Source organism: Algiphilus sp., from assembly GCF_965216485.1.
In the GTDB taxonomy this organism is placed as follows: Bacteria; Pseudomonadota; Gammaproteobacteria; order Nevskiales; family Nevskiaceae; genus Algiphilus.
Genome location: NZ_OZ244162.1, coordinates 2670141 through 2691856 on the forward strand (window position 1 = coordinate 2670141; position 21716 = coordinate 2691856).

Here is a 21716-nt window from a genome sequence, read left to right on the forward strand (position 1 = left end):
AACCCGCATTCATGGCCAAAGAAGACCATATCGAAATGGAGGGCGTCGTCCTCGACACCCTTCCCAATACCACTTTTCGCGTGAAACTCGAGAACGGACACGTCGTGACCGCGCACATCTCGGGCAAGATGCGGAAGCACTACATTCGCATCCTCACGGGCGACAAGGTCAAGGTCGAACTCACGCCCTACGACCTGAGCAAGGGACGGATCACCTACCGCGACAAATAGGGCGCAAGGCGACAGTTGCTCGCATAGGACATCGCCTTCAACACCGTCCATATCACCGGACGCCAACGTCGCAAAGTGCACTGTCAGTCCGAAGGCCGCCATGCTTCTGGCGACCGCTTGCGTGCCCAGCCACCATGAAAGGGCGCATTCATTGTTGACGGTGTACGGGCAAGCGGCTTTGGCGCCATGAGAAAAGCAGCTCGCGTCAGGAAACTGTCACGCTAGCGTCGGATAATTCCGCCCCCTTTTTGACAGACTGCCAAAACGATGAGCCCGCCGACCCGACGTGCCTTCCTGCGCGACGCCAGCCTTTTGGGCACAACGGCCACCCTGCCCTGGTTGAGCGCCTGCGGCACTTCGAGCGCGCCACTCGCCGGTGCCGCCGATGCCGCGTCGACTTTTCGTCACGGTGTGGCCAGCGGCGACCCGTTGGCGGATCGGGTGATGCTCTGGACCCGCGTCTCGGGCGTCACCAACGGCCCGGTACAGGTGCGCTGGGTGGTGGGTATGGACCCCGATCTGAATCAGGTATTGCGATCGGGCACGGTCGCAACGGATGCAGCCCGCGACTACACGGCCAAGGTCGATGCAGAAGGGCTTGCCCCTGGGACGACCTACTACTACCGCTTCGAGGCGATGGGTTACACCTCCCCGACGGGGCGCACGCGCACGCTACCCGTGGGCGCACTTGAGCGACTGCGGCTCGCCTTCACCTCCTGCTCGCAGTATGAGGACGGCTTCTTCAACGTCTACGCCGCCATGGCGCAGCGCGCCGATCTGGATGCCGTGCTGCATCTGGGCGATTACATCTATGAGAACGACGGAACGGACCGCCTTGGGCGGCGTCCGGAGCCACCGCGCGAAATTCTCAGCATTGAAGACTATCGCGCGCGCTATGCGCAGTACCGCTCCGACCCCGACCTGCAGGAAGCGCATCGGCAGCATCCCTGGATCTGCGTCTGGGACGACCATGAGTCGACCAACGACAGCTGGAAGGACGGCGCGCAGAACCACAACGAGGGAGAAGGCGACTGGCCAACACGCAAGGCCATCGCGACCCGCGTGTATCACGAGTGGATGCCGATCCGTACACCGGACCCCGAGGACCTGACGCGTATCTTCCGCAGTTTCGCCTTCGGAGATCTGGTCGATCTCATCGTGCTGGAGACGCGTCTGTTCGGACGCGATCGCCCGGCAGATAACCTGGCCCAGCGCAGTGTGATCGACGATCCAGGCCGCACCATGATGGGTTTCGAACAGGAGGACTGGCTGGCGCAGCAGATCACGGCCTCCAAGGCCCGCTGGCGCGTCTATGGCAACCAGACGATGTTCGCCCAATTGCATGTGCTGAACACGCTGCTGGCAAACGATGTCATCAACGTCGAGCTGCTTGATATTCCGGCCAATCCGGATCAGTGGGATGGCTATGAAGGCAATCGCGATCGCATCTTCGACCAGTGGCGCGTACAGAACGTCCGCAACAATGTGGTCATCACCGGGGACATCCATACCTCCTGGGCCAATGAGCTGACGCCCAGTCCGGGAGATCTGACCCAGTATGGCCCCCTCACCGGCCGCGGCAGCATGGGCGTGGAGTTCATCACGCCGTCAGTGACCAGCAGCGGCCTGCCGGAAATTGACGGCATTGCGGATGTCATTCGCCTGGTCAACACGCACATCAAGTACGTCGACACGGCACACCACGGCTACGTCCTGCTCGACATCACACCGGAGCGCTGCAAGGGAGAATTCTGGTACGTGCCGACCATCGAGACGCGCACTTCCGAAGAGCATTTTGCGGCGGCCTTCCTGACCCGCGACGCCTTCGGCGACGGTCAGAATGGCTGGAACCGCCTCGAACGCAGCAGCAGCCCCAGCGAGCCCAGAGCAGACGCCCCGGCCTTGGCACCCGCTGCCGCCGGGACCATGGCAGCGTGACGAAAGGCGCTTAGCGACAAGCTGACGCGGGGCCGGTAATCCGGCCCCGCCCACCCGTCAGCCGCGGCGATCAGACTTCGGCTTCGGTCTCGCGCTCGTTCACCTCGAGCTTCAAGGCATCACCGTCGACCCTGACGCGCACCTGACCGCCGTTGGCCAACTTGCCGAACAGCAGTTCTTCGGCCAGCGGACGCTTGATGTGCTCCTGGATGACCCGCGCCATCGGCCGGGCGCCCATCTTTTCGTCGAAGCCGTGCTCGGCGAGCCAGGCACGCGCTTCCTCGTCGACTTCCAGCTGCACCTTCTTGGCGCCAAGCTGCGCTTCAAGCTGCATGATGAACTTGTCGACCACGCGCGCCACGGCCTCGGGCTGCAGCGAATCGAAAGCGACGATGGCGTCCAAACGATTGCGGAACTCCGGCGTGAAGGCCTTGCGGATGATCTCCATGGCGTCGCTGGAGTGATCCTGCTCCGTAAAGCCGATTGACCGCCGTGCCTGTACTTCCGCACCCGCGTTGGTGGTCATGATCAGGATCACGTTGCGGAAGTCGACCTTGCGTCCATTGTTGTCCGTCAGCGTGCCGTGGTCCATGACCTGCAGCAGCAGGTTGAAGACATCCGGGTGCGCCTTTTCGATCTCGTCGAGCAGCACCACCGAGTGCGGATGCTTGAGCACGGCATCGGTGAGCAGACCACCCTGGTCGAATCCGACATAGCCCGGCGGGGCGCCGATCAGTCGCGACACGGTATGGCGCTCCATGTACTCGGACATGTCATAGCGCAGCAGCTCGATGCCCATGATCTCGGACAACTGCCGGGTGACCTCGGTTTTGCCGACACCGGTCGGGCCGGCCAGCAGGAAGGCACCGATCGGCTTGTCCGGATTGCCGAGCCCGGAGCGCGACATCTTGATGGCCGATGCCAGCGTCTCGATGGCGTGATTCTGGCCATAGATGACCAGCTTGAGATCGCGCTCAAGACGCTCCAGCCGCTCGCGGTCGTCAGTCGACACTGATTTGGCGGGAATGCGGGCGATGCGGGCCACCGTGTCCTCAATGTCACGCACCTGCACCGTCTTGCGCTTGCGCGAACCCGGAAGCAGGCGCAGACGCGCGGCCGCTTCGTCCATCACGTCGATGGCCTTGTCGGGCAGGAAGCGGTCCGTGATGTGTCGCGAGGACAGGTGCACCGCCGACTCCAGCGCCGGGTGCGTGAAGGTCACTTCGTGGTGCGCCTCGAAGCGGCTCTTGAGCCCTTCGAGAATGCGAATCGTGTCCGCCTCACTCGGCTCAACCACATCCACCTTCTGGAAACGCCGCGCCAGCGCGCGATCCTTCTCGAAGATGCCGCGGTACTCGCTGTAGGTGGTCGAGCCGATGCAGCGCAGCTCACCATTGGCCAGCAGCGGCTTGAGCAGGTTGGAGGCGTCCATGACACCGCCACTGGCGGCACCCGCACCGATCAGGGTATGGATTTCGTCGATGAACAGCACCGCGCCCGAAATTTCGGAGAGCTCCGCCAGCACGCCCTTGAGCCGCTTCTCGAAATCGCCGCGGTACTTGGTACCGGCAATAAGCGCGCCCAGGTCGAGGGAGAAGATGGTCGATTCGCGCAGCGCCTCGGGCACGCGCCCTTCGGTCACCAGCCAGGCCAGACCTTCGGCGATGGCGGTCTTGCCGACACCGGCCTCGCCCACGAGCAAGGGATTGTTCTTGCGACGGCGGCACAGCGTCTGCATGACGCGCTCGATCTCGTGTTCACGGCCGATCAGGGGATCCACCGTGCCCTTGCGCGCGCGCTCGTTCAGATTGGTGGTGTACTGCTCCAACGCCGAGGCATCTTCACCGGTGCGGGTCTGCGTGCCCTGTGTGGCGTTGGTACTCTCCTCGCTGGACTCAGCCCCTGGCACCTTGGAAATGCCATGCGACAGGTAATTGACGACGTCGAGGCGTGACACACCTTCCTGCGCCAGCAGATAGACGGCGTGCGTGTCCTTCTCGGAGAAAATGGCCACCAGCACGTTCAGTGTGGAGACCTGCTTTCGCCCGGCCGACTGCACGTGGTAGATCGCCCGCTGGAGCACGCGCTGGAAGGACAGCGTCGGCTGTACATCGCGGTCGGCCGAATCGTCGCTGTCGGACTGGACGTTGTGCGCAATGTACTCGCGCAGCGCCCCCTCGAGCTGCTCCAGATTGGCCCCGGTCGCGCCGAGCACCTCACTGACATTGGCATCCGACAGAAGGGCGAGCAGAAGGTGCTCGACGGTGAGCATGTCGTGGTGCTCGTTGCGCGCCTGCACGAAGGCGGCATCCAGGGCTTTTTGCAGTTCATCGGAGAGCATCAGGCTTCCTCCATAACGGTCAGCAGGGGGTGCTGATTGCGGCGGGCATAGTCATTGACCTGCGCCACCTTGGTTTCGGCAATTTCGGCGGGAAACACGCCAGCCACGCTACGTCCTTGGGTGTGGATCTGCATCATGATTTGCACCGCCTTCTCACGAGAGTGACTGAAGAACTGTTGCAAAACTTGGACCACAAATTCCATCGGCGTGTAGTCGTCGTTGAGCATGACCACCTTATATTTCGGCGGCTCCTTGATTTTGGGCTTGGCCGTTTCGGTGGCCAGCCCGGTACCTTGCTGATCCTGTTCGCTCATGGCTCCATTCTAGCGATGCTGCATCCCTCGAACCGCAAAGTTGGACCGCACTAGAAGGCAGCAATTCCCGTCTGTGACCGCCCAAGGATCAGAGCGTGGATATCTGCCGTGCCCTCGTATGTATTGACGGTTTCCAGGTTAATCAAGTGACGCATGACCGGATAGGCGTCACTGATACCGTTTGCGCCGAGCATATCGCGCGCCTGGCGGGCAATGTCGAGAGCCTTGCAGCAATTGTTGCGCTTGAGCAGGGAAACCGCCTCGTGGGGCGCCTCTCCAGCGTCGAAGCGCCGTCCGAGTTGCAGCGCCGCGTGCAGACCCAGCGCCACTTCGGTCTGCATATCCGCCAACTTGCGCTGCACCAACTGGTTGGCCGCCAGAGGGCGATCGAACTGTCGCCGTTCCAGGGTGTAATCACGCGCCGTCCACCAGCACGCTTCCGCGGCCCCCATGGCGCCCCAGCAGATGCCGTAGCGCGCCTTGGTCAGGCAGGAGAAAGGGCCTTTCAGCCCCTCGACACCGGGCAGGCGCTGGGAATCGCGCACCACCACGTCCTCCAGCACAATCTGTCCCGTTGGCGAGGCACACAGGGACAGCTTGCCCCCGATGGCCGGGGTCGACAGCCCGGTAGCGCCGCGCTCGAGCAGAAAGCCACGAATCACACCCGCCTCGTCGCGCGCCCAGACCACGAAAACGTCGGCCACCGGGGCATGGCTGATCCAGGTTTTCGTGCCGTTCAATATCCAGGCCCCGTCGTCGCGACGCCGCGCCCGCGTGCGCATCCCGGCCGGATCGGACCCGTGATCGGGCTCGGTCAGGCCAAAAGCGCCAAGCCACTCGCCGGAGGCCAGGCGCGGCAGGTAATGACGCCCCTGCTCCGGGCTGCCAAAGCGGCGGATGGGATACATCACCAGGCTGGACTGTACGGAGAGCAGCGAGCGGAAGGCCGAGTCGATGCGTTCGATCTCGCGTGCCACCAGCCCATACATGATGTGACTTCCTCCGGGACAGCCATCGCCCTCCAGTGTCAGCCCGAACAGGCCCAGCGCACCGAACGCCTCTACCAGCGCGCGGTCGAAGGCCCCATCTCGGAAGCTCTCGCGGATGCGCGGGGCCAGCGCTTCCCGTGCAAAGTGCGCTGCGGCATCGCGAATCGCGATCTCCTCAGCGCTGAGTAGCCCCTCCAGATCGAGTGGATCCTGCCATCGGAAAGCCACGCTTCAGCCTCTTTCTCGTACAGATGCCCCCCATCATGCCACTGTCATGCATGCGGTCCTTTGGCCTGACCAGTATCATCTGCCCCCGTGAATACTTCCCTTCTGCTCCAGCTCTACGAGAGGCACGTGCAGCGTGCCGCAGGACTGACGGCGCTTGTACTTGCCGTGGTCTTCGGCGCCTGCATGGCGCGGCTGGCGTGGGCCCTTGTGCCGCCCCCCGCCGACAACTGGAAGCCAGCCCCGGTGCAGCGGGAGGCGCAAAGTGCCTCGGGCAGCGCGGCGCCCTACGATCTGGCCCGGCTGACCAACGCCAATCTGATGGGCGCCTTCCAGAAACCGGCCGAGCCCGAGGCGCAGGACGTGGAGGATGCGCCCGAAACACGGCTGTCACTCAAACTGCTGGGCGTCTACGCCGCCGAGGACCCCTCCCTGTCGCGCGCCATCATCGCCGCAGCCGGCAAGGACGAGAAGCTCTATGCCATCGGCGATGAGATCTCAAGCAATGTGGAACTGCATTCGGTCTTTTCCAATCGCGTGGTGATCTCGCGCGACGGCAAACTGGAAACCCTGCGCATGGAGCGCGACGGCATCGGCGAACAGCAGCCGGCGCGTGCCAAGCAGGGCGTGCGCAGCGAAAGCCGCGTCACCGACAATGGCAATCTGACGGCTCGCAACCCTCAGAAACTGGGGGAAATCCGCAACGAATTGCTGTCAGACCCCACCAAGGCGACCAATTACATCCGTGTCGTCCCTGCCTCCTCGGGCGGGCAGCAGCAGGGTTACCGCATCTACCCGGGGCGGGAACGAGAGCTGTTCGAGGCCGCTGGCCTGCGCCCCGGCGATCTGGTGACGGCCGTCAACGGCATCTCCCTCGACAGCCCGGACACCGCGCTGCGCCTGCTTAACGAACTCAGCAATGCCCAATCCATCAATGTCACGGTCGAGCGCGGTGGCAATGTCCAGAATTACACATTGAGTACCCAGTAATGCGCCTTCTCCTTTCCTCGCCATGGCTGCTGCTGGCGGCGCTGTTGATTGCCCTTCCGGTACGCGCCGAAAACGCAGTGACGCTGAACCTGAAGGACGCCGACATCAATACCCTCATCGAAACGGTGAGCGATGTCACGGGGCGGAACTTCATCGTCGACCCCCGCGTCAAGGCAAAGGTGACCGTGGTCAGCGCCTCCCCCATGCCGCCGGCCGCGGTTTACGAGACCTTCCTGTCAATCCTTCAGGTCTATGGTTTTGCGGCGATTCCCAGCGGCAATGCCATCAAGATCGTGCCGGAGAACAACGCCCGCCAGGAAGCCGGTACGACGGGCCTGGAGCGCGGTGCGCCGCCGGACGAGATCGTCACCCGCGTGATGGAAATCAAGAATGTGCCGGCCGCGCAGCTGGTGCCCATCCTGCGCCCCCTGGTGCCGCAGTGGGGCCACCTGGCAGCGTACTCGCCGTCGAACATGCTCATCATCTCCGACCGTGCCGGCAATATGCGTCGGCTGGAAGCGATCATCAATGATGTCGACCGCAGCGGCGAGAACGAAATCGAGCTGGTGCGCCTGAAGCATGCTTCGGCCAGTGAAGTCGTGCGCATCCTGCAATCGCTCTCCAAGGGCGAGAACGCCCAGAACCAGGGCCAGCAGACCTCCACGCTGATCGCCGACGAACGCAGCAATTCCGTGCTGATCGGCGGAGAAAAGACCGAGCGCCAGCGTTACATCGGCATCGTGAAGGAGCTCGATGTCGAACTGGACGAGGATGGTTCCACGCAGGTGGTCTATCTGCGCCACGCCAGCGCCGAAGATCTGGCACCCATCCTTCAGGGCTACGCCGAGCAGGCGACCGATCAGCAAGGTGGTAGCGGCCAGCAAAATGCCGCAGGCGGCGGCAACCGTCGCGGCGGGATTGCGGACGGCAGCAGCGTCATTGCCGAGCCCGATACCAATTCCCTGCTCATCACCGCCCCGCCAAAGGCCATGCGCGCACTGCGGACCGTCATCGAGAAGCTGGACATCAAGCGCTCGCAGGTGATGGTGGAAACCCTGATCGCAGAGATCAGCAGTTCCAAGCAGGCCGAGCTCGGCCTGGATTGGGCCGTCTTCAATGAGGACCGCGTGGCGGCGGCGGGCATTTTCGACCCAGACACCGGTCAAATCCTGTCCGGTCTGGGCACGGCGACCTCCGGCTCGAGCAACCTCAGCGCCAATGCACTCACGGGCCTGATCGGTCAGGGGATCACGCTGGGCGGTGGACGCATCCGCGATGGCGGCACCAGCTTCGCTCTTCTGCTCAAGGCGCTGCAGGGAGATGGCGACACCAATATCCTCTCCGCGCCCACCCTGCTGACCATGGACAACGAGGAAGCCGAGTTTTCGGTCGGTCAGGAAGTGCCGTTCCTCACTGGCCAGTTCACCAACACCGGCGCCAACAACGGCAGCGTCAACCCTTTCCAGACGATCGAACGCCGTGATGTTGGGCTTACGCTGAACGTCACGCCACAGATCAACGAGGGCGACCACATACAGCTCGAACTCAGCCTGGAGGTCTCCAGCCTGGGCGCCGGTGGCAGCAGTCTGCAGCAGATCACCAATTCGCGTTCGATCACCAATACTGTCAGCGTCGAGGACGGGCAGGTACTGATCCTCGGCGGACTGATTGATGACAATGTCACCGACTCGCGCTCGGGCGTGCCCTTTCTGAGCAAGATTCCGCTCCTCGGCGCGCTGTTCCGCTTTCAGTCGGTGCAGAGCGAGAAACGCAACCTCATGCTGTTCATGCGTCCGCGCATCCTGCGCGACCGCGCCACCTCGGACTTCTACACCCAGCAGAAATACGAGCAGACGCAGCGCGCGCTCAACGCCAATGAGCGTGATGTACCGATTCTCGACCGCGCCTATCCGCGTCTGGACGACTTCGAGCTGTTCCTCGATGACGGCGAGGAAGCGGGGCGACCGCTGTCCAGCACGATCAGTGACAGCGCCGCCGAAGCCAGCGGGCGCCGATGAACGCACCGGAGCAGAGCGTGGCGGCGGCGGAGGGCATCCAGCGCCCGGGCTATTCCTTCTGCAAACGCAATGGCGTGCTGCTGACGCAGGACGGTGACGGCCATCCGGTCATCTGGGTGCGCCAGGGCGCTTCCATGGACGCGCTCATGGAGGTGCAACGCCTCAACGCGCAGATGTTCCCGGTGCAGCGTGCCGACCCCAACGAATTCGACCTCGAGCTGCAGCGCGCCTACGAGCAGGGCGAAGGGGCCGCGGCATCGCTGGTCGAAGGCCTGGGCGGCGAAGACGAGACGCCGGACGATCTCGACGCCCTCGCCCACGCGCTTGCAGAGAACCAGGATCTTCTGGAGAGCGAGGACGACGCGCCGGTTATCCGCTTCATCAATGGGCTGCTGGTGGAGGCGATCAAGGAAAACGCCTCCGACATCCACGTCGAGACCTTCGAAAGCCGCTGCAGCGTCCGCTTCCGGGTCGACGGCGTGATGCGTGAAATCATGTCGCCACCGCGTCAGCTGGCGCCGCGGCTGGTGTCGCGCATCAAGATCATGGCGAAGCTCGACATCGCGGAGAAGCGCCTGCCTCAAGACGGCCGCATCACGCGCTCCATCGGCGGCCGCAAGGTGGATGTGCGTGTCTCCACCCTGCCCACCGGCGCTTCCTACGAGCGCGTGGTGATGCGTGTGCTCGACAAGCAGAACGAAAAGATCGATCTCGAGCACCTCGGCCTCAACGCCAATGACACCAAGGTGCTAAAGCGGATCATCAACAAGCCCTATGGCATCATGCTGGTCACCGGCCCCACCGGCTCCGGCAAGTCCACCACCCTGTACGCGGCGCTGTCGGTGCTGAACGACAAGTCGCGCAACATCATGACGGTGGAAGACCCGATCGAATACAACATCGAGGGTATCGGCCAGACCCAGGTCAACCCCAAGGTCAACATGACCTTCGCCCGCGGCCTGCGCGCCATCCTGCGTCAGGACCCGGACGTGGTGATGATCGGCGAAATCCGCGACCTCGAAACGGCGGAGATCGCGGTACAGGCCTCCCTCACCGGCCACCTCGTGCTGTCGACCCTGCACACCAACACGGCCGTCGGCGCCATCACGCGATTGCGCGACATGGGGGTGGAGCCCTACCTGCTGTCCACCTCGATTATCGGCCTGATGGCACAGCGCCTCGTGCGTGTCCTCTGCCCGCACTGCAAGGAAGCCCACGAGGCGGAGCCTGTCGAACGCGAAGCGCTTGGCATCAAGCACAGCGAGCCGGTGACGCTGTATCGCGAGAAGGGCTGCTCGAAGTGTCGCGGCACCGGTTTCCTCGGCCGTACCGGCATCCATGAGCTGGTCGAAGTCGACCAGGAGATGGAAGTGCTGATCCACGACAACGCGGGCGAGCAGGCCCTCGAGAACCATGCGCGCAAATCCACGCCCGGCATCATGGCCTCGGGTCGGCAGAAGGTGCTCGATGGCGTCACCACCGTGCGCGAGATCCTGCGCGTGACCACCGAGGACTGACGAGCGGCGCATGGCGGCATTCGAATACGTCGCGCTCAACGACAAGGGGCGCCAGAAGAAGGGCTTGATCGAAGGCGACACCGCCCGCCACGTGCGCGAACAGCTGCGCGGCAAGGGCCTGATTCCGGTATCGCTGCGCGAAGTCTCTGACCGGCGCCGTGGCGGCGGGTCCGAACAGAGCCGTGGCGGTTTCAGCCTGAGCCGGAGCGGACGCCTCAGCACGGCGGATCTCTCGCTGTTCACGCGTCAGCTGTCGACGCTGCTGCGTTCCGGCCTGCCGCTGGATGAGTCGCTATCGGCGGTCGCTCAGCAGTCCGAGGGACGCGCCGTCAAGCGCGTGGCACTGGGCGTGCGCGCCCAGGTGGTCGAGGGTGCCCCGCTGGCGTCCGGCCTGGCGCAGTTTCCCGGTGCCTTTCCGGCGCTGTACCGCGCCACGGTGGAAGCGGGCGAACAGAGCGGGCGTCTGGACAGCGTGCTGGAGCGACTGGCCGACTATGTCGAGAGCCGCCAGGCCATGCGCCAGAAGATGATGCTGGCCGCTTTCTATCCCGCCATCCTGACCCTGGTGGCAGTGGCGGTGGTCATCCTGCTGCTGTCCTACGTGGTGCCGCAGGTGGTTGGCGTCTTCGAGTCCATCGACCAGGAGCTACCGCCGTTGACCATCGGCCTGATCGCGGTCAGTGACTTTCTGCGCAGCAACGGCCCCGTTCTCCTAGTCGCGCTCGCTGGCGGCGTGGTGCTGTTCTCATTGGCCATGCGACGGCCCAATTTCAAGCGAAAGGTGCACCGGTTGCAGCTGCGCATTCCCTTGATCGGACGCCTGGTACGCGGCGCCAACACCGGCCGCTTCATGCGCACCCTCGGCATTCTCTCGCAGTCCGGCGTACCCATTCTCGAGGCCATGCGCATCGGCTCCCAGGTCGTCTCCAACCTCCCGATGCACGAAGCCATTGAAGTGGCCGCGCAGAAGGTGCGCGAGGGCGGCTCGGTCTATCGTGCCTTGTCCGAGTCCAAGCTCTTTCCGCCGATCACCCTGCATCTGATCGGCAGTGGCGAGCAGTCCGGCAAGCTCGACGAGATGCTCGAACACGCCGCGGATAACCAGGAACGCGAGGTGCAGACCACCATTTCCGCCGTCATGGGGGTTTTCGAGCCGCTGCTGATTCTGATCATGGGCGGAGTCGTGCTGCTGATCGTGATGGCCATTCTGCTGCCGATCTTCGACCTCAACCAGCTCGTTCAGTAGCGCGCCACGGCCTCTGACGACGTTGCCTCATCGCTTGCCGCAATGCGCGACTGCAGGTGCACGCGCTGGGTCAGCCCGGCGCACAGTTCGTAGGCCAGCGTCCCGGCCGCCCGCGCCTGTTCCTCGGCAGGCAGGCCCTCGCCCCAGAGCGTGACCTCATCGCCCACCGCCGCCGCTGGCAGCGCAGTGACGTCGATGGCGGTCATATCCATGGAAACACGGCCGATGACGGGCACGCGCTGGCCACGCAGCAGCATGCTGCCGCTGTTGCTCAAGGCGCGCTGGAAGCCGTCGGCATAGCCCACCGCGACCGTCGCCACCCGGGTAGGCACCTGGCATACATGGGTCCCGCCGTAACCCACGGCATCTCCGGCCGCACAGTCACGGATGGCCAACACCCGCGAATGCAGCGTCATCACCGGCCGCAATCCCAGCGCTGCCGCATCCTGGTCGGCGCGTGGCGACATCCCGTAGAGCATCAGGCCCGGGCGCACCCAATCGCGATGCAGGCTGTTGTCGGCGAGCACACCTGCGGAATTGGCGATGGATCGCGGCAGCCGCGCCGCCCCCAGCGCCGCATCGAAGCGTCCCGCCTGCAGCAAGGCGGAATCGGTGTCTTCGTCGGCCGAGGCCAGATGCGTCATGGCGCCGCACAGCTTCCACTCCGGCCGTGCCTGCAGGCGCTCCAGCACCGCGGGCACCGACTCCAGCGGGAAGCCAAGACGCCGCATGCCGCTGTCGATCTTGATCCAGACTCGGGCCTCGGCGCCCCGCGGGAGCTGCTCCATCAGCGCCAGCTGCCAATGATCGTGCACCACCACCTCGAGCTTCTCGCGCAGACAGACCCGCGCTTCCTCCACTGAAAGCACGCCCTCCAGGATGATCATGGGCGCCTGCACGCGGGCGGCGCGCAGCGCCAATGCCTCTTCCAGACACGCCACTGCAAAGGCGTCCGCCTCCCAGGGGGCGCGACGACCGTCCTGACCGGGACCGCGCAATTCACGCAGGCAGCGCGCCGCCCAGACCGCGCCATGGCCATAGCCATTGGCCTTGATGACCGCCATGACGCGCGCCGTGCCCACCCGCGCGCGCACCTGCGCCAGGTTATGGCGCAGGGCCTCGGGGTCGAGTTCGGCCCAGACGCGGGGCGTCATGCGCCACCGCCGCTGCGGCCGCGCATTCCCTTCGCCAAGCTAATGCGCGTCATCGCGATAGGTAAGGTTCTCGAAGCGGGTGGAGCCGCCGAGGAAGGCCACGTGCACGGTTCCGGTCGGGCCATTGCGGTGCTTGGCGATGATGATCTCGGTGCGATTGTCCTGCTCAGCCGCGGGGTCGCCTTCCTTGCGCCGGTAGTAGGCGTCGCGATAGATGAAGACGACCAGATCGGCGTCCTGTTCGATGGAACCGGACTCGCGCAGATCGGACAGCACCGGGCGCTTGTTCTCGCGCTTCTCCACCTCGCGCGAGAGCTGGGAGAGCGCAATCACCGGCACCTCCATTTCCTTGGCCAGTGCCTTCAAGTTGCGCGAAATCTGTGAAATCTCGTTGGTCCGGTTCTCGCGTGTGCCCGGCACCTGCATCAACTGGATGTAGTCCACCACGATCAGCGACAGGCCATGGCGACGCTTCATGCGCCGCGCCCGCGCGCGCAGTTCCAGCGGCGACAGCGCTGGCGTCTCGTCGATGAATAGCGGCGCCTCGCGGATGTCCCGGCTGGCCTGCGCCAGCCAGTCCCATTGGTGGTCCTCGATCTGGCCGGAACGCAGCGCGGATTGGTCCATCCGGCAGTAGGAGGCCAGGATACGCATGGCCAGCTGATCGGCGCCCATTTCCATGCTGAACACGCCGACCGGCTTCTTCTCGTGGATGGCGATGTGCTCGGCGATATTCATCGCGAAGCTGGTCTTGCCCATGCCGGGTCGGCCCGCGAGGATCAACAGATCGCCCTTGGACAGACCATGGATCTTGCGGTCCAGATCGTGCAGGCCGGTGGGGACGCCCGCGAGCTCATCCGGGCGCTCGCGCAGAATCTCGAGCCGGGCCTCGACCTTGTCCAGCGCCTCGCCGACGTGCTGAAACTCCTGACGCCCGCGCTCACCCTGCTCGCGAATAGCAAACACGCGCTGCTCCGCGGTTTCCATGAGATCCGCATAGCTCTGTTCGCCCGGCCGAAAGCCCAGATCGGCGATCTCCTGCCCGACCTTGATCAGGCTGCGCAGCACCGCGCGTTCGCGCACGATGTCGGCGTAGGCCAGCACGTTGGCCGCGCTGGGCGTGTCATTGGCGAGCGAGCCGAGGTAGCTCAGCCCGCCGGCCGGATCGAGGCTGCCGCGACCGCGCAGATACTCTGACAGCGTGACGAAGTCACAGGGCTTGCCGACATCGAGCAGTTCGCGGATGCCGCGAAAGATCAGGCGGTGATCCTCCCGGTAGAAGTCGTCCTCCGACAGGCGTCCGGCCAGATCGAGCCAGGCGTTGTTGTTCAGCATCAGACCGCCGAGCACGGACTGCTCCGCCTCGATGGAATGCGGGGGTTGCTTGACCGGGATGTCGTCCAACTGTCACTCCGTCACTGCGCACGCGCGCCTGCGCCGGGAACGAAAAAGCCCCGGCGAACGCAGGTCACCGAGGCTTCAAGGATACGCCGAATGGCGCGCGGCAGCTGCTAGCTGGCGGCCGCTTCCGTCACACTCACGGTGATCTGGCAATCCACTTCCGAATGCAGCATGACGCGGAAGCTGTAGTCGCCGGTCACGCGGATCGGGCCGTCCGGCATGTCGATTTCGGACTTCTCCAGCTCAATGCCTTGGGTCGCGGCGGCGTCGACGATGTCGGCCGGAGCGACGGAGCCGTAAAGCTTGCCCTGATCGGCAGCGCGGGCCTCGATGGTGATGGTGGCACCGTCGATGCTCTTGGCACGCATCTTTGCCGCACTCAGCGATTCCTCGGCACGCTTGACCAGTTCGGCCTTGCGCTCCTCGAACACCTTGCGGTTCGCGTCCGTAGCCGGCAGAGCCTTGCCCTGCGGCAGCAGGAAATTGCGGCCGTAGCCGGCGCGCACCTTGACGGTATCGCCAAGGTCACCGAGCTTGTGAATCTTTTCGAGCAGAATGACTTCCATGGCGCGCTCCTAGAGGTCGTGCTTGTCGGTATAGGGCAGCAGCGCCAGGTAGCGCGCACGCTTGACCGCAGTCGACAGCTGGCGCTGATAGCGCGAGCGCGTGCCGGTGATGCGCGATGGCACGATCTTGCCGTTCTCGGCAACGTACTGCTTGAGGGTGTTGAGATCCTTGTAGTCGATCTCGCTGACGCCCTCGGCGGTGAAGCGGCAGCTGCGCTTCTTACGGAAAAAACGGGCCATGGCTTAGGCTCCTGTGGTTTCGGCCTTGTGGGCCGATTCGTCGTCTGCCGAGTCGACATCATCGTCGTCGGCGTCATCGCTGTCGTCGACCGCAGCGGGCTTCTTGTCATCTTCCGCCTTGAACAGCGGAGACGGCTCGGTGACCGCCTGCTCCTTGCGGACAACGAGGCGCCGCAGCACGGCGTCATTGAAGCGGAAGGCTTCCTCGATCTCATGCAGGGCATCGCCACTGCACTCGACATTCATGAGGAAATAGTGCGCCTTGTGCAGGCCGTTGATGGTGTAGGCCAGCTGACGCCGTCCCCAATCCTCGAAACGATGGATGGAGCCGCCTTCGGCGGTAACCATCGTCCGGTAGCGGTCGACCATGGCGGGCACCTGATCCGATTGATCAGGGTGCACCAGGACGACGATTTCGTAATGTCGCATGGTGAATCTCCTTGTGGGCATGTCGTGATCGACATGGTCCCCCGCTGGCGCGGTGGGACAAGGTGGTGGAAACCCGCCGCAAGTGCAGCGGGGCGCGTGATTGTACGCAGCCCGCGGCACCGGCGCAATTGCCGGTGCCGCGGCAGACTCAGGTAGCGCTCAGCGACGCACTGTGGTCCTGGCGCAGCCGGAACAACAGGTAGAGCAGAGGACCGAAGACTCCGAACACCAGCGTGAGCGCGACGAAGGGCCAGGGGTTGGTACCACGCTGACGTGCGTCGCTCACCATCCAGATACAGATCAGGGCACAGGCGATGACCAGATCAACCAGCACCTGAAAGGCACCCCAGTTCGCCAGACCGGATTGCCAGATGCCGAGGTAACCGACCTCGCGCAGGGCCATCAGGCTGATGGCGCCAAACACCAACAGAACGGCGCCGAGGAGAAAGGCTTTGGCTTGCATGCTTGGACACTCCATGGGGAAGGAGGCCATGACTGTCGTCGCCATCGGTAGCCAGAGCAATTACCTGCAGGGTAATTTTCCCATGGGGGCAGCCGGCGTAGGCTGCTCCCAATCCCGCACGGAAGCCCATCCTATGCAACCTGTATTCCGAACAGCGCTCTTGGTCATCGCCCTGGTCAGCCTGGTCAACGCGGTCTGGATGCTCGCCCACGGCTGGAGCTGGTTCGCCTGGATTCCCGGCGTCCGTCACACCGGGCCAGCGAATCTGCATTTGATCCACGACGTCGGTCTGGCCTATGGCGTCTTCGGCGCCAGTCTGCTCTGGTGCCTGCGCGCGGGGGCGCGCAGCTACCCCCTCTTTCTGGCAGCGGCCGCCTTCTATGGCGGTCATGCCCTTGGCCACGTGGTGGAGATCATCACCGGGCACCTGCCGCATAGCCACTGGTGGATCGATCTGCCGTTGGTCTTCCTGCCTGGCATGCTGCTCCTGGCGGCCTGCCCGCCGCCTATCTGGAAGCATCTGCACCATGGATAAAGCCCTGCCCCGCGACGCGACCGATCATGAGTCGCTGGAATCCATCCCTTTCGGCGACGCCTTGCGCGCCTGGCGGCAGGAACGGCGTCAATCGCAACTGGCATTGTCACTGGCGGCGGGCGTATCGCAGCGCCATCTGAGCTTTCTCGAATCCGGGCGGGCGCGTCCAAGCCGGCTGATGGTGCTACAGCTCGCTGAGGCGCTGGATCTCCCTTTGCGTCAGCGCAATCAGCTGCTGATCGCTGCCGGTTTCGCACCCAGCTACCCCAAGCGCACCTTGGCCCATCCCGACATGACGCCAATCCGCAGCGCCCTCGACATGCTGTTGCATCACCACCGCCCCTACCCCGCGGTGGTGATCGACCGGCATTGGAACATCACGCTAATGAATCCACCCATGCAGCGCATGCTGGCGCTGCTCGGCGATATCGAGGCCATCTGGACCACGGTGTGCGGTGAGGGGCCACGCAATCTGCTGAAGCTGACCATGCATCCCGCCGGCGCGCGGCCCTCCATCCTGAATTGGGAAGAGGTGGCCACCCTTCTGCTGTGGCGCACGCGCCACGAGGCAGAGGCACACTGCGACGCTGAGCTGCATGCGCTGGTGGATGAGGTCCTGCAGTACGAGGGCGTACCACGCCGGTGGCGCCTGCATGAGCCGCCGGAAGGCGTACCCGCCCCGGTGCTGCCCGTGCGCTATGGCGTGGGCGGCGCCGAGCTCAGCCTGTTCTCGATGCTGTCGAGCTTCGGCACGGCGCTGGATGTCACGGCCGATGAAATCCGGGTGGAGACCTTCCTGCCCACGAACGCAGCCTCCGAAGCCGTGCTGCGGCAACTCGACGCACAGGAGCCATCACCCTAGGCGACCGCGAGACGTTGTCGCGCCACCTCGAACAGACAGACGCCGGTACTCACCGACACATTGAGCGACTCCGTCTGGCCCAGCATGGGAATGCGCACCAATTCGTCGCAATGCTGGCGGGTGCGCTGGCGCAGCCCTGCCCCTTCTGCCCCCATGACCAGCGCCAGCGGCTGGGTCGCGCGCAGCTGCCACAGGCTGCGTTCCGCCTGGCCAGCCAGCCCGCAGATCCAGTAGCCGTTCTCGCGCAGCTGGTCGAGGGCACGCACGAGATTGGTCACGCTGAGCACCGGTACGCGCTCGGCACTGCCCGCCGCCACCTTGGATACGGTCGGGGTGACGCGCACCGAGCGGTCGCGCGGGATCACCACGGCCTGGGCGCCCGCCGCCTCGGCCGAGCGCAGGCAGGCGCCCAGATTGTGCGGATCCTGGATGCCATCCAGCACCAGCACCAGTCCATCCGCCGGTGCGGGTGAATACAGCAGGGTGTCGGCATCGATGGCCGCCGAAGCCGCAACCGCGACCCGCGCCACCACACCCTGATGCCGGACACCGGGCAGCAGCAGATCGAGGGTATCGCGTGTGCAGCGCCGCAGCGGCACACCGCGCGCCTCGGCCTGCGCGGTCAGCGCGCTGGCGCGCTGATCGCGGCGGCTTTGACTGAGCAACACCTCAAGCGGAGGCTCGGCGGCCTCCAGCGCGGCCGCAACCGCGTGGAAGCCGCCGATGACACGCTCAGACTCGGCCATGGCCCTCAGGCGCCGAGATAAGGCGGCGGCTCAGCCGCCTGCTGCTCCTGGCCTTCGATCACCGGCTTGATGACGATGTCGACCCGGCGGTTCTGCGTACGACCAGCCTTGGTGTCATTGGAGGCGATGGGCTCCGCCTCGCCCCGGCCTTCCTGGCGCAGGCGGGCCGGCTTGACGCCATTGCCGGTGAGCGTGGAAACCACCGAAGACGCGCGACGCTCGGACAGGTTCTGGTTGTATTCCGCCGAACCGGTGGAATCGGTATGACCGACGACGTGGATAATGGTCGAGTCGTAATCCTTCAGCACTTCCGCGATGCGGGTGAAGGTGGCCTGCGCGTTGGGCTTGAGCGTTGCGCTGTCGACGTCGAAAGATACATCGCTGGCAATGCCGATCTTGAGCGCATTGTCGGACAGGCGCTGGATCTGCAGTTCATCGCGGGCGCGCTCGGCGGCCAGTTGCTCCTCAAGCTCGGCGGCCTGCTTGTCCATGTAGGTGCCCACAGCGCCGCCGGCGATGGCGCCCACCGCAGCACCGATCATGGTGCTCTTGGTGTCCTTGCCTGCCATCTGGCCAATGGCTGCACCGCCGATGGCGCCGAGCAGGGCACCGCGCTTGGCGCGCTTGTTGGGGTCGTCGGTGGCGCAACCGCCGAGCACGATGGCCGAGGCGATCACCGCCGAAATCAGTACCTGCTTCTTCATGTTCATCTCCTAGTTGGATTTCGATGCCTTCTTTGCACTCCGGCGGCGTCCCGATCCCTTCTTTGCCGCCGCCTTCTTCTTTGACGCCTTGGGCGCTGTCTGCTTCTGCCCTGCCTGCTTGTCCGATGGCCGCGCGGCCTTCTTGGCCGCGCGCTTGGCGGCTGCCGACTTGGCCCCACGCCCCGCCTTCCTGCCCGGCTTGCGCTCGGACTCTACCGCCTTGGAGCTTGACGGCGGCTGAGCGGACGCCTGCCTTGTCCTGCGAGCGGCTTTGTCCGGCTGCGCAGTGCTACCACGCTTGCGGCCGCCCGCCGGATCCGGTTCGAGATCGATGCGCCGCTCATCGAGGGAGACGCGAGCTACCTGCACTGCCAGAGCATCGCCCAGTGCGTAGGTTCGACCGCTGCGACGGCCGACGAAGCGGCCTTGCACCGGGTCATGCTCGTAGTAATCGTTGTCCAGCGCGGTGACGTGGACCAGGCCCTCGACGTAGATGTCATCCAGCGTCACGAAGACGCCAAACGGCGCCACGCCGGTGATCGTCCCCGGGAAGCTATCGCCCAGGTGCTGCTGCATGTACTCGCACTTGAGCCACAGCGCGACATCGCGGGTGGCCTCGTCGGCACGTCTTTCGGTGGTCGAACAGTGCGCGCCCAGCCCTTCCAGTGCGTCGTGCGACAGGGGCTCGTCGCGCTTCGACACCTGATGCAGCACGCGTTTGATGGAGCGATGCAGGACCAGGTCCGGATAGCGGCGAATGGGCGAGGTGAAATGCGCGTACTCCTCCAGCGCCAAGCCGAAATGCCCCTCGCAGTCGGGCAGATAGCGCGCCTGCATCATAGCGCGCAGCATCATTGTCTGGATGACGACGAAATCGAGCCGTCCCTCGGCCTCCGACATCACCGCCTGGAAATCGGCCGGCTGTGGGTCGTCGCCGCCCCCCAGGCGGATGCCGCGCGTGGCAAGAAAATCGCGCAGCGCCTGCACCTTTTCCAGGGAGGGCGGCGCATGGACACGGAACAGCGCCCCGCGCTTGTGCTTGAGCACGAAGCGCGCCGCCGAGACATTGGCGGCGATCATGCACTCCTCGACGATGACATGGGCGCGATTGCGCACCGTGGGCACGATGCGGTCGATCTTCTGCCCTTCGTCGAACACGAAGCGGGTTTCCTGAGTATCGAAGGCCACCGTTCCGCGCGCCGCGCGCGCCGCGGCCAGGGCCTGATAGAGCTGGTTGAGTTCGCGCAGATGCTTCAGCAGCCCCTTGTCGACATGCTCGGGCATGACATCGGTATCCAGTGCATGCGCCACCTCGGTATAGGTCAGCCGCGCGTGCGAGCGCATCACGCCCTCGTAGAAGCGGCCGCGGACAATCTCGCCGTTTCGCTTGATCTGCATCTCGCAGACCATGCACAGGCGGTCCACATTCGGGTTCAGCGAGCACAGCCCGTTGGACAGCTTCTCGGGCAGCATGGGCACGACATGCTCCGGGAAGTACACCGAGTTGCCGCGCTCCTGGGCATGCGTATCCAGCGCCGAACCCAGGGGCACATAGGCATCGACATCGGCAATGGCCACCCAGACCCGCCACCCCCCGAAGGTGCGCTTGGCGTGGATGGCGTCATCGAAATCGCGGGCATCCTCGCCATCGATAGTGACCAACGGCAGCTTGCGCAGGTCCTTTCGCCCCTGGATGTCATCCGGCTCCACGCCATCCGGTAGCGCCTCGGCCTCGGCCAGGGCCGCTTCCGGGAATTCGTGCGGGATGCCGTGCGCGCGGATGGCAGCCTCGATTTCCATGCCGGGGCCAAGATGGGCGCCGAGCACCTCCACCACGCGGCCCACCGGCGCCTTGCGCGGCTTCGGGTCGGAGAGGATGTCCACCACCACCATGTCGCCATCGCGCGCACCGCCGCGTTCTTCCGGTGGAATGACCACCTCGTGCGTGATACGCGGGTTCTCCGGCATCACCGTCGCGGCGCCATGGTCGATGCTCAGCCGTCCGACCACCTGGCGCACGCCGCGCTCCAGGATTTCCACCACTACGGCCTCGCGCCGGCCGCGATGGTCTTCTTCCTCGGCGCGGACCACTACGCGGTCTCCAGGCCACAGACTGCGCATCTGCTGCGGCGGAAGGAAGAGATCATTGCCGCCGTCGTCCGGCGTCAGAAAGCCGAAGCCGTCCTTGTGCGCCAGCACGCGTCCGGTAACGAGATGCATCTCGCGCGGGACGCCGTAGCCGCCCCGCCGATTCTTGACCAACTGCCCGTCGCGCACCATGGCGGAGAGACGGTGGCTGAAGCCTTCCAGCGGATCATCCTCGCCCAGGCCCATGGCGTGCTCGAGTTGCTCGCGCGTGCGCGGCCCCTTGGCGGCTTCCAGGGTGCGCAGGATCCAGGCGCGCGACGGAACCGACTGTCCGTAGCGCTGCTGTTCGGCGGGCGCATTCGGATCCCCCTCGCGCCAGGCGGTCGGATCGAATGATGTTTTGCGATTCATTGACAACAGGTCCTTCTGACTTATAATTCCGCGCCCACTGCCGAGGTGGCGGAATTGGTAGACGCACTAGTTTCAGGTACTAGCGGGGAAACCCGTGGAGGTTCGAGTCCTCTCCTCGGCACCAGATGATTCAGCAATGAGGGCAGTGCAGTGCAACGGAAGCACATGCCCCCGGATGCTGACCCGACGCCGCGCTTGACGCGGCGTTTGTGTGTCTGGCGCCTGCAACGCAGTGACGCGCGCGACGGGCGTGAAAAAACATCGGCATAGGCGCGCATGGTGCGCGCCGTAGCGCAGAACCGCAATGGC

General features: G+C 64.8%; 20 protein-coding genes and 1 tRNA gene. 9 read left to right on the plus strand and 12 right to left on the minus strand.

The annotated features are described in order from the left end of the window. Positions 1–11: 11 nt before the first annotated feature. Both infA and ACOOFO_RS12405 read left to right on the plus strand, forming a co-directional pair. Positions 12–230, plus strand: a complete 219-nt coding sequence (gene infA, locus ACOOFO_RS12400) for a translation initiation factor IF-1 (protein ID WP_420427071.1) — start codon at positions 12–14, stop codon at positions 228–230. A 267-nt stretch (positions 231–497) separates the two neighbouring features. Then, positions 498–2168, plus strand: a complete 1671-nt coding sequence (locus tag ACOOFO_RS12405; protein WP_420427072.1) for an alkaline phosphatase D family protein — start codon at positions 498–500, stop codon at positions 2166–2168. Between the two features lie 70 nt (positions 2169–2238). Here ACOOFO_RS12405 and clpA read toward each other — a convergent pair whose 3' ends face one another. From clpA to ACOOFO_RS12420, 3 genes are read right to left on the minus strand one after another with little or no spacing between them, the layout of a single operon-like run. Then, positions 2239–4509: an ATP-dependent Clp protease ATP-binding subunit ClpA gene (gene clpA, locus ACOOFO_RS12410; RefSeq protein ID WP_420427073.1), complete on the minus strand. Its 2271-nt coding sequence runs from the start codon at positions 4507–4509 to the stop codon at positions 2239–2241. Continuing rightward, the gene (clpS, locus tag ACOOFO_RS12415; RefSeq protein ID WP_223056988.1) at positions 4509–4823 is read right to left on the minus strand and encodes an ATP-dependent Clp protease adapter ClpS; all 315 of its coding nucleotides are present in this window, start codon (positions 4821–4823) and stop codon (positions 4509–4511) included. Before clpS ends, clpA begins: the two co-directional genes overlap by 1 nt. A 50-nt stretch (positions 4824–4873) precedes the next feature. After that, positions 4874–6040 carry an acyl-CoA dehydrogenase gene (locus ACOOFO_RS12420; protein WP_420427074.1) on the minus strand — a complete coding sequence of 389 codons (1167 nt, stop codon included), beginning with the start codon at positions 6038–6040 and terminating at the stop codon, positions 4874–4876. 87 nt (positions 6041–6127) lie between these two features. Here ACOOFO_RS12420 and gspC point away from each other — a divergent pair, with 87 nt between their 5' ends. From gspC to gspF, 4 genes are read left to right on the plus strand one after another with little or no spacing between them, the layout of a single operon-like run. Further along, positions 6128–7027, plus strand: a complete 900-nt coding sequence (gene gspC / locus ACOOFO_RS12425) for a type II secretion system protein GspC (protein ID WP_420427075.1) — start codon at positions 6128–6130, stop codon at positions 7025–7027. After that, the gene (gene gspD, locus ACOOFO_RS12430; RefSeq protein WP_420427076.1) at positions 7027–9045 is read left to right on the plus strand and encodes a type II secretion system secretin GspD; all 2019 of its coding nucleotides are present in this window, start codon (positions 7027–7029) and stop codon (positions 9043–9045) included. The genes gspC and gspD overlap by 1 nt, the downstream gene beginning before the upstream one ends. Continuing rightward, complete coding sequence (gene gspE, locus ACOOFO_RS12435; RefSeq protein ID WP_420427077.1) at positions 9042–10562, plus strand: type II secretion system ATPase GspE; 1521 nt, start codon at positions 9042–9044, stop codon at positions 10560–10562. The genes gspD and gspE overlap by 4 nt, the downstream gene beginning before the upstream one ends. A 10-nt stretch (positions 10563–10572) precedes the next feature. Further along, a complete protein-coding gene (gspF, locus tag ACOOFO_RS12440; RefSeq protein WP_420427078.1) occupies positions 10573–11808 on the plus strand; it encodes a type II secretion system inner membrane protein GspF in 1236 nt (411 codons plus the stop codon). On the opposite strand, the gene alr is transcribed toward gspF, so the two are convergent. The 6 genes from alr to ACOOFO_RS12470 all read right to left on the minus strand — a co-directional run bounded on the left by alr (position 11802) and on the right by ACOOFO_RS12470 (position 16061). Further along, positions 11802–12962, minus strand: coding sequence for an alanine racemase (gene alr, locus ACOOFO_RS12445; RefSeq protein WP_420427079.1), 1161 nt, complete (start codon positions 12960–12962; stop codon positions 11802–11804). The genes gspF and alr overlap by 7 nt on opposite strands. Positions 12963–13001: 39 nt before the next feature. Beyond that, positions 13002–14366 carry a replicative DNA helicase gene (dnaB, locus tag ACOOFO_RS12450; RefSeq protein ID WP_420427080.1) on the minus strand — a complete coding sequence of 455 codons (1365 nt, stop codon included), beginning with the start codon at positions 14364–14366 and terminating at the stop codon, positions 13002–13004. Between the two features lie 107 nt (positions 14367–14473). Next, positions 14474–14929 (minus strand): 50S ribosomal protein L9, encoded by a 456-nt coding sequence (rplI, locus tag ACOOFO_RS12455; protein ID WP_420427081.1) that lies wholly within the window; start codon positions 14927–14929, stop codon positions 14474–14476. Positions 14930–14938: 9 nt separating this feature from the next. Further along, a complete protein-coding gene (rpsR, locus tag ACOOFO_RS12460; RefSeq protein ID WP_223056981.1) occupies positions 14939–15169 on the minus strand; it encodes a 30S ribosomal protein S18 in 231 nt (76 codons plus the stop codon). A 3-nt stretch (positions 15170–15172) separates the two neighbouring features. Further along, positions 15173–15598, minus strand: coding sequence for a 30S ribosomal protein S6 (rpsF, locus tag ACOOFO_RS12465; protein WP_420427082.1), 426 nt, complete (start codon positions 15596–15598; stop codon positions 15173–15175). 148 nt (positions 15599–15746) lie between these two features. Next, a complete protein-coding gene (locus ACOOFO_RS12470) occupies positions 15747–16061 on the minus strand; it encodes a DUF2834 domain-containing protein (protein WP_420427083.1) in 315 nt (104 codons plus the stop codon). A 133-nt stretch (positions 16062–16194) separates the two neighbouring features. On the opposite strand from ACOOFO_RS12470, the gene ACOOFO_RS12475 reads away from it, so the two are divergent. Both ACOOFO_RS12475 and ACOOFO_RS12480 read left to right on the plus strand, forming a co-directional pair. Next, positions 16195–16596 (plus strand): hypothetical protein, encoded by a 402-nt coding sequence (locus ACOOFO_RS12475; protein ID WP_420427084.1) that lies wholly within the window; start codon positions 16195–16197, stop codon positions 16594–16596. Continuing rightward, a complete protein-coding gene (locus tag ACOOFO_RS12480) occupies positions 16589–17458 on the plus strand; it encodes a helix-turn-helix domain-containing protein (protein ID WP_420427085.1) in 870 nt (289 codons plus the stop codon). Before ACOOFO_RS12475 ends, ACOOFO_RS12480 begins: the two co-directional genes overlap by 8 nt. Here ACOOFO_RS12480 and rlmB read toward each other — a convergent pair. Genes rlmB through rnr form a run of 3 tightly spaced genes read right to left on the minus strand, consistent with a single transcriptional unit; the run spans position 17455 to position 21407 of the window. Next, the gene (rlmB, locus tag ACOOFO_RS12485) at positions 17455–18204 is read right to left on the minus strand and encodes a 23S rRNA (guanosine(2251)-2'-O)-methyltransferase RlmB (RefSeq protein WP_420427086.1); all 750 of its coding nucleotides are present in this window, start codon (positions 18202–18204) and stop codon (positions 17455–17457) included. The two genes, ACOOFO_RS12480 and rlmB, sit on opposite strands and share 4 nt — an antisense overlap. Positions 18205–18209: 5 nt before the next feature. Beyond that, entirely contained in the window at positions 18210–18908 is a 699-nt protein-coding gene (locus ACOOFO_RS12490; protein WP_420427087.1) for an OmpA family protein, read from the minus strand. Between the two features lie 9 nt (positions 18909–18917). Continuing rightward, positions 18918–21407: a ribonuclease R gene (gene rnr / locus ACOOFO_RS12495; RefSeq protein WP_420427088.1), complete on the minus strand. Its 2490-nt coding sequence runs from the start codon at positions 21405–21407 to the stop codon at positions 18918–18920. A gap of 39 nt (positions 21408–21446) precedes the next feature. Between rnr and ACOOFO_RS12500 the strand changes: the two genes are divergently transcribed. Further along, positions 21447–21531, plus strand: a tRNA-Leu gene (locus tag ACOOFO_RS12500). The last annotated feature ends 185 nt before the right edge of the window (positions 21532–21716 follow it).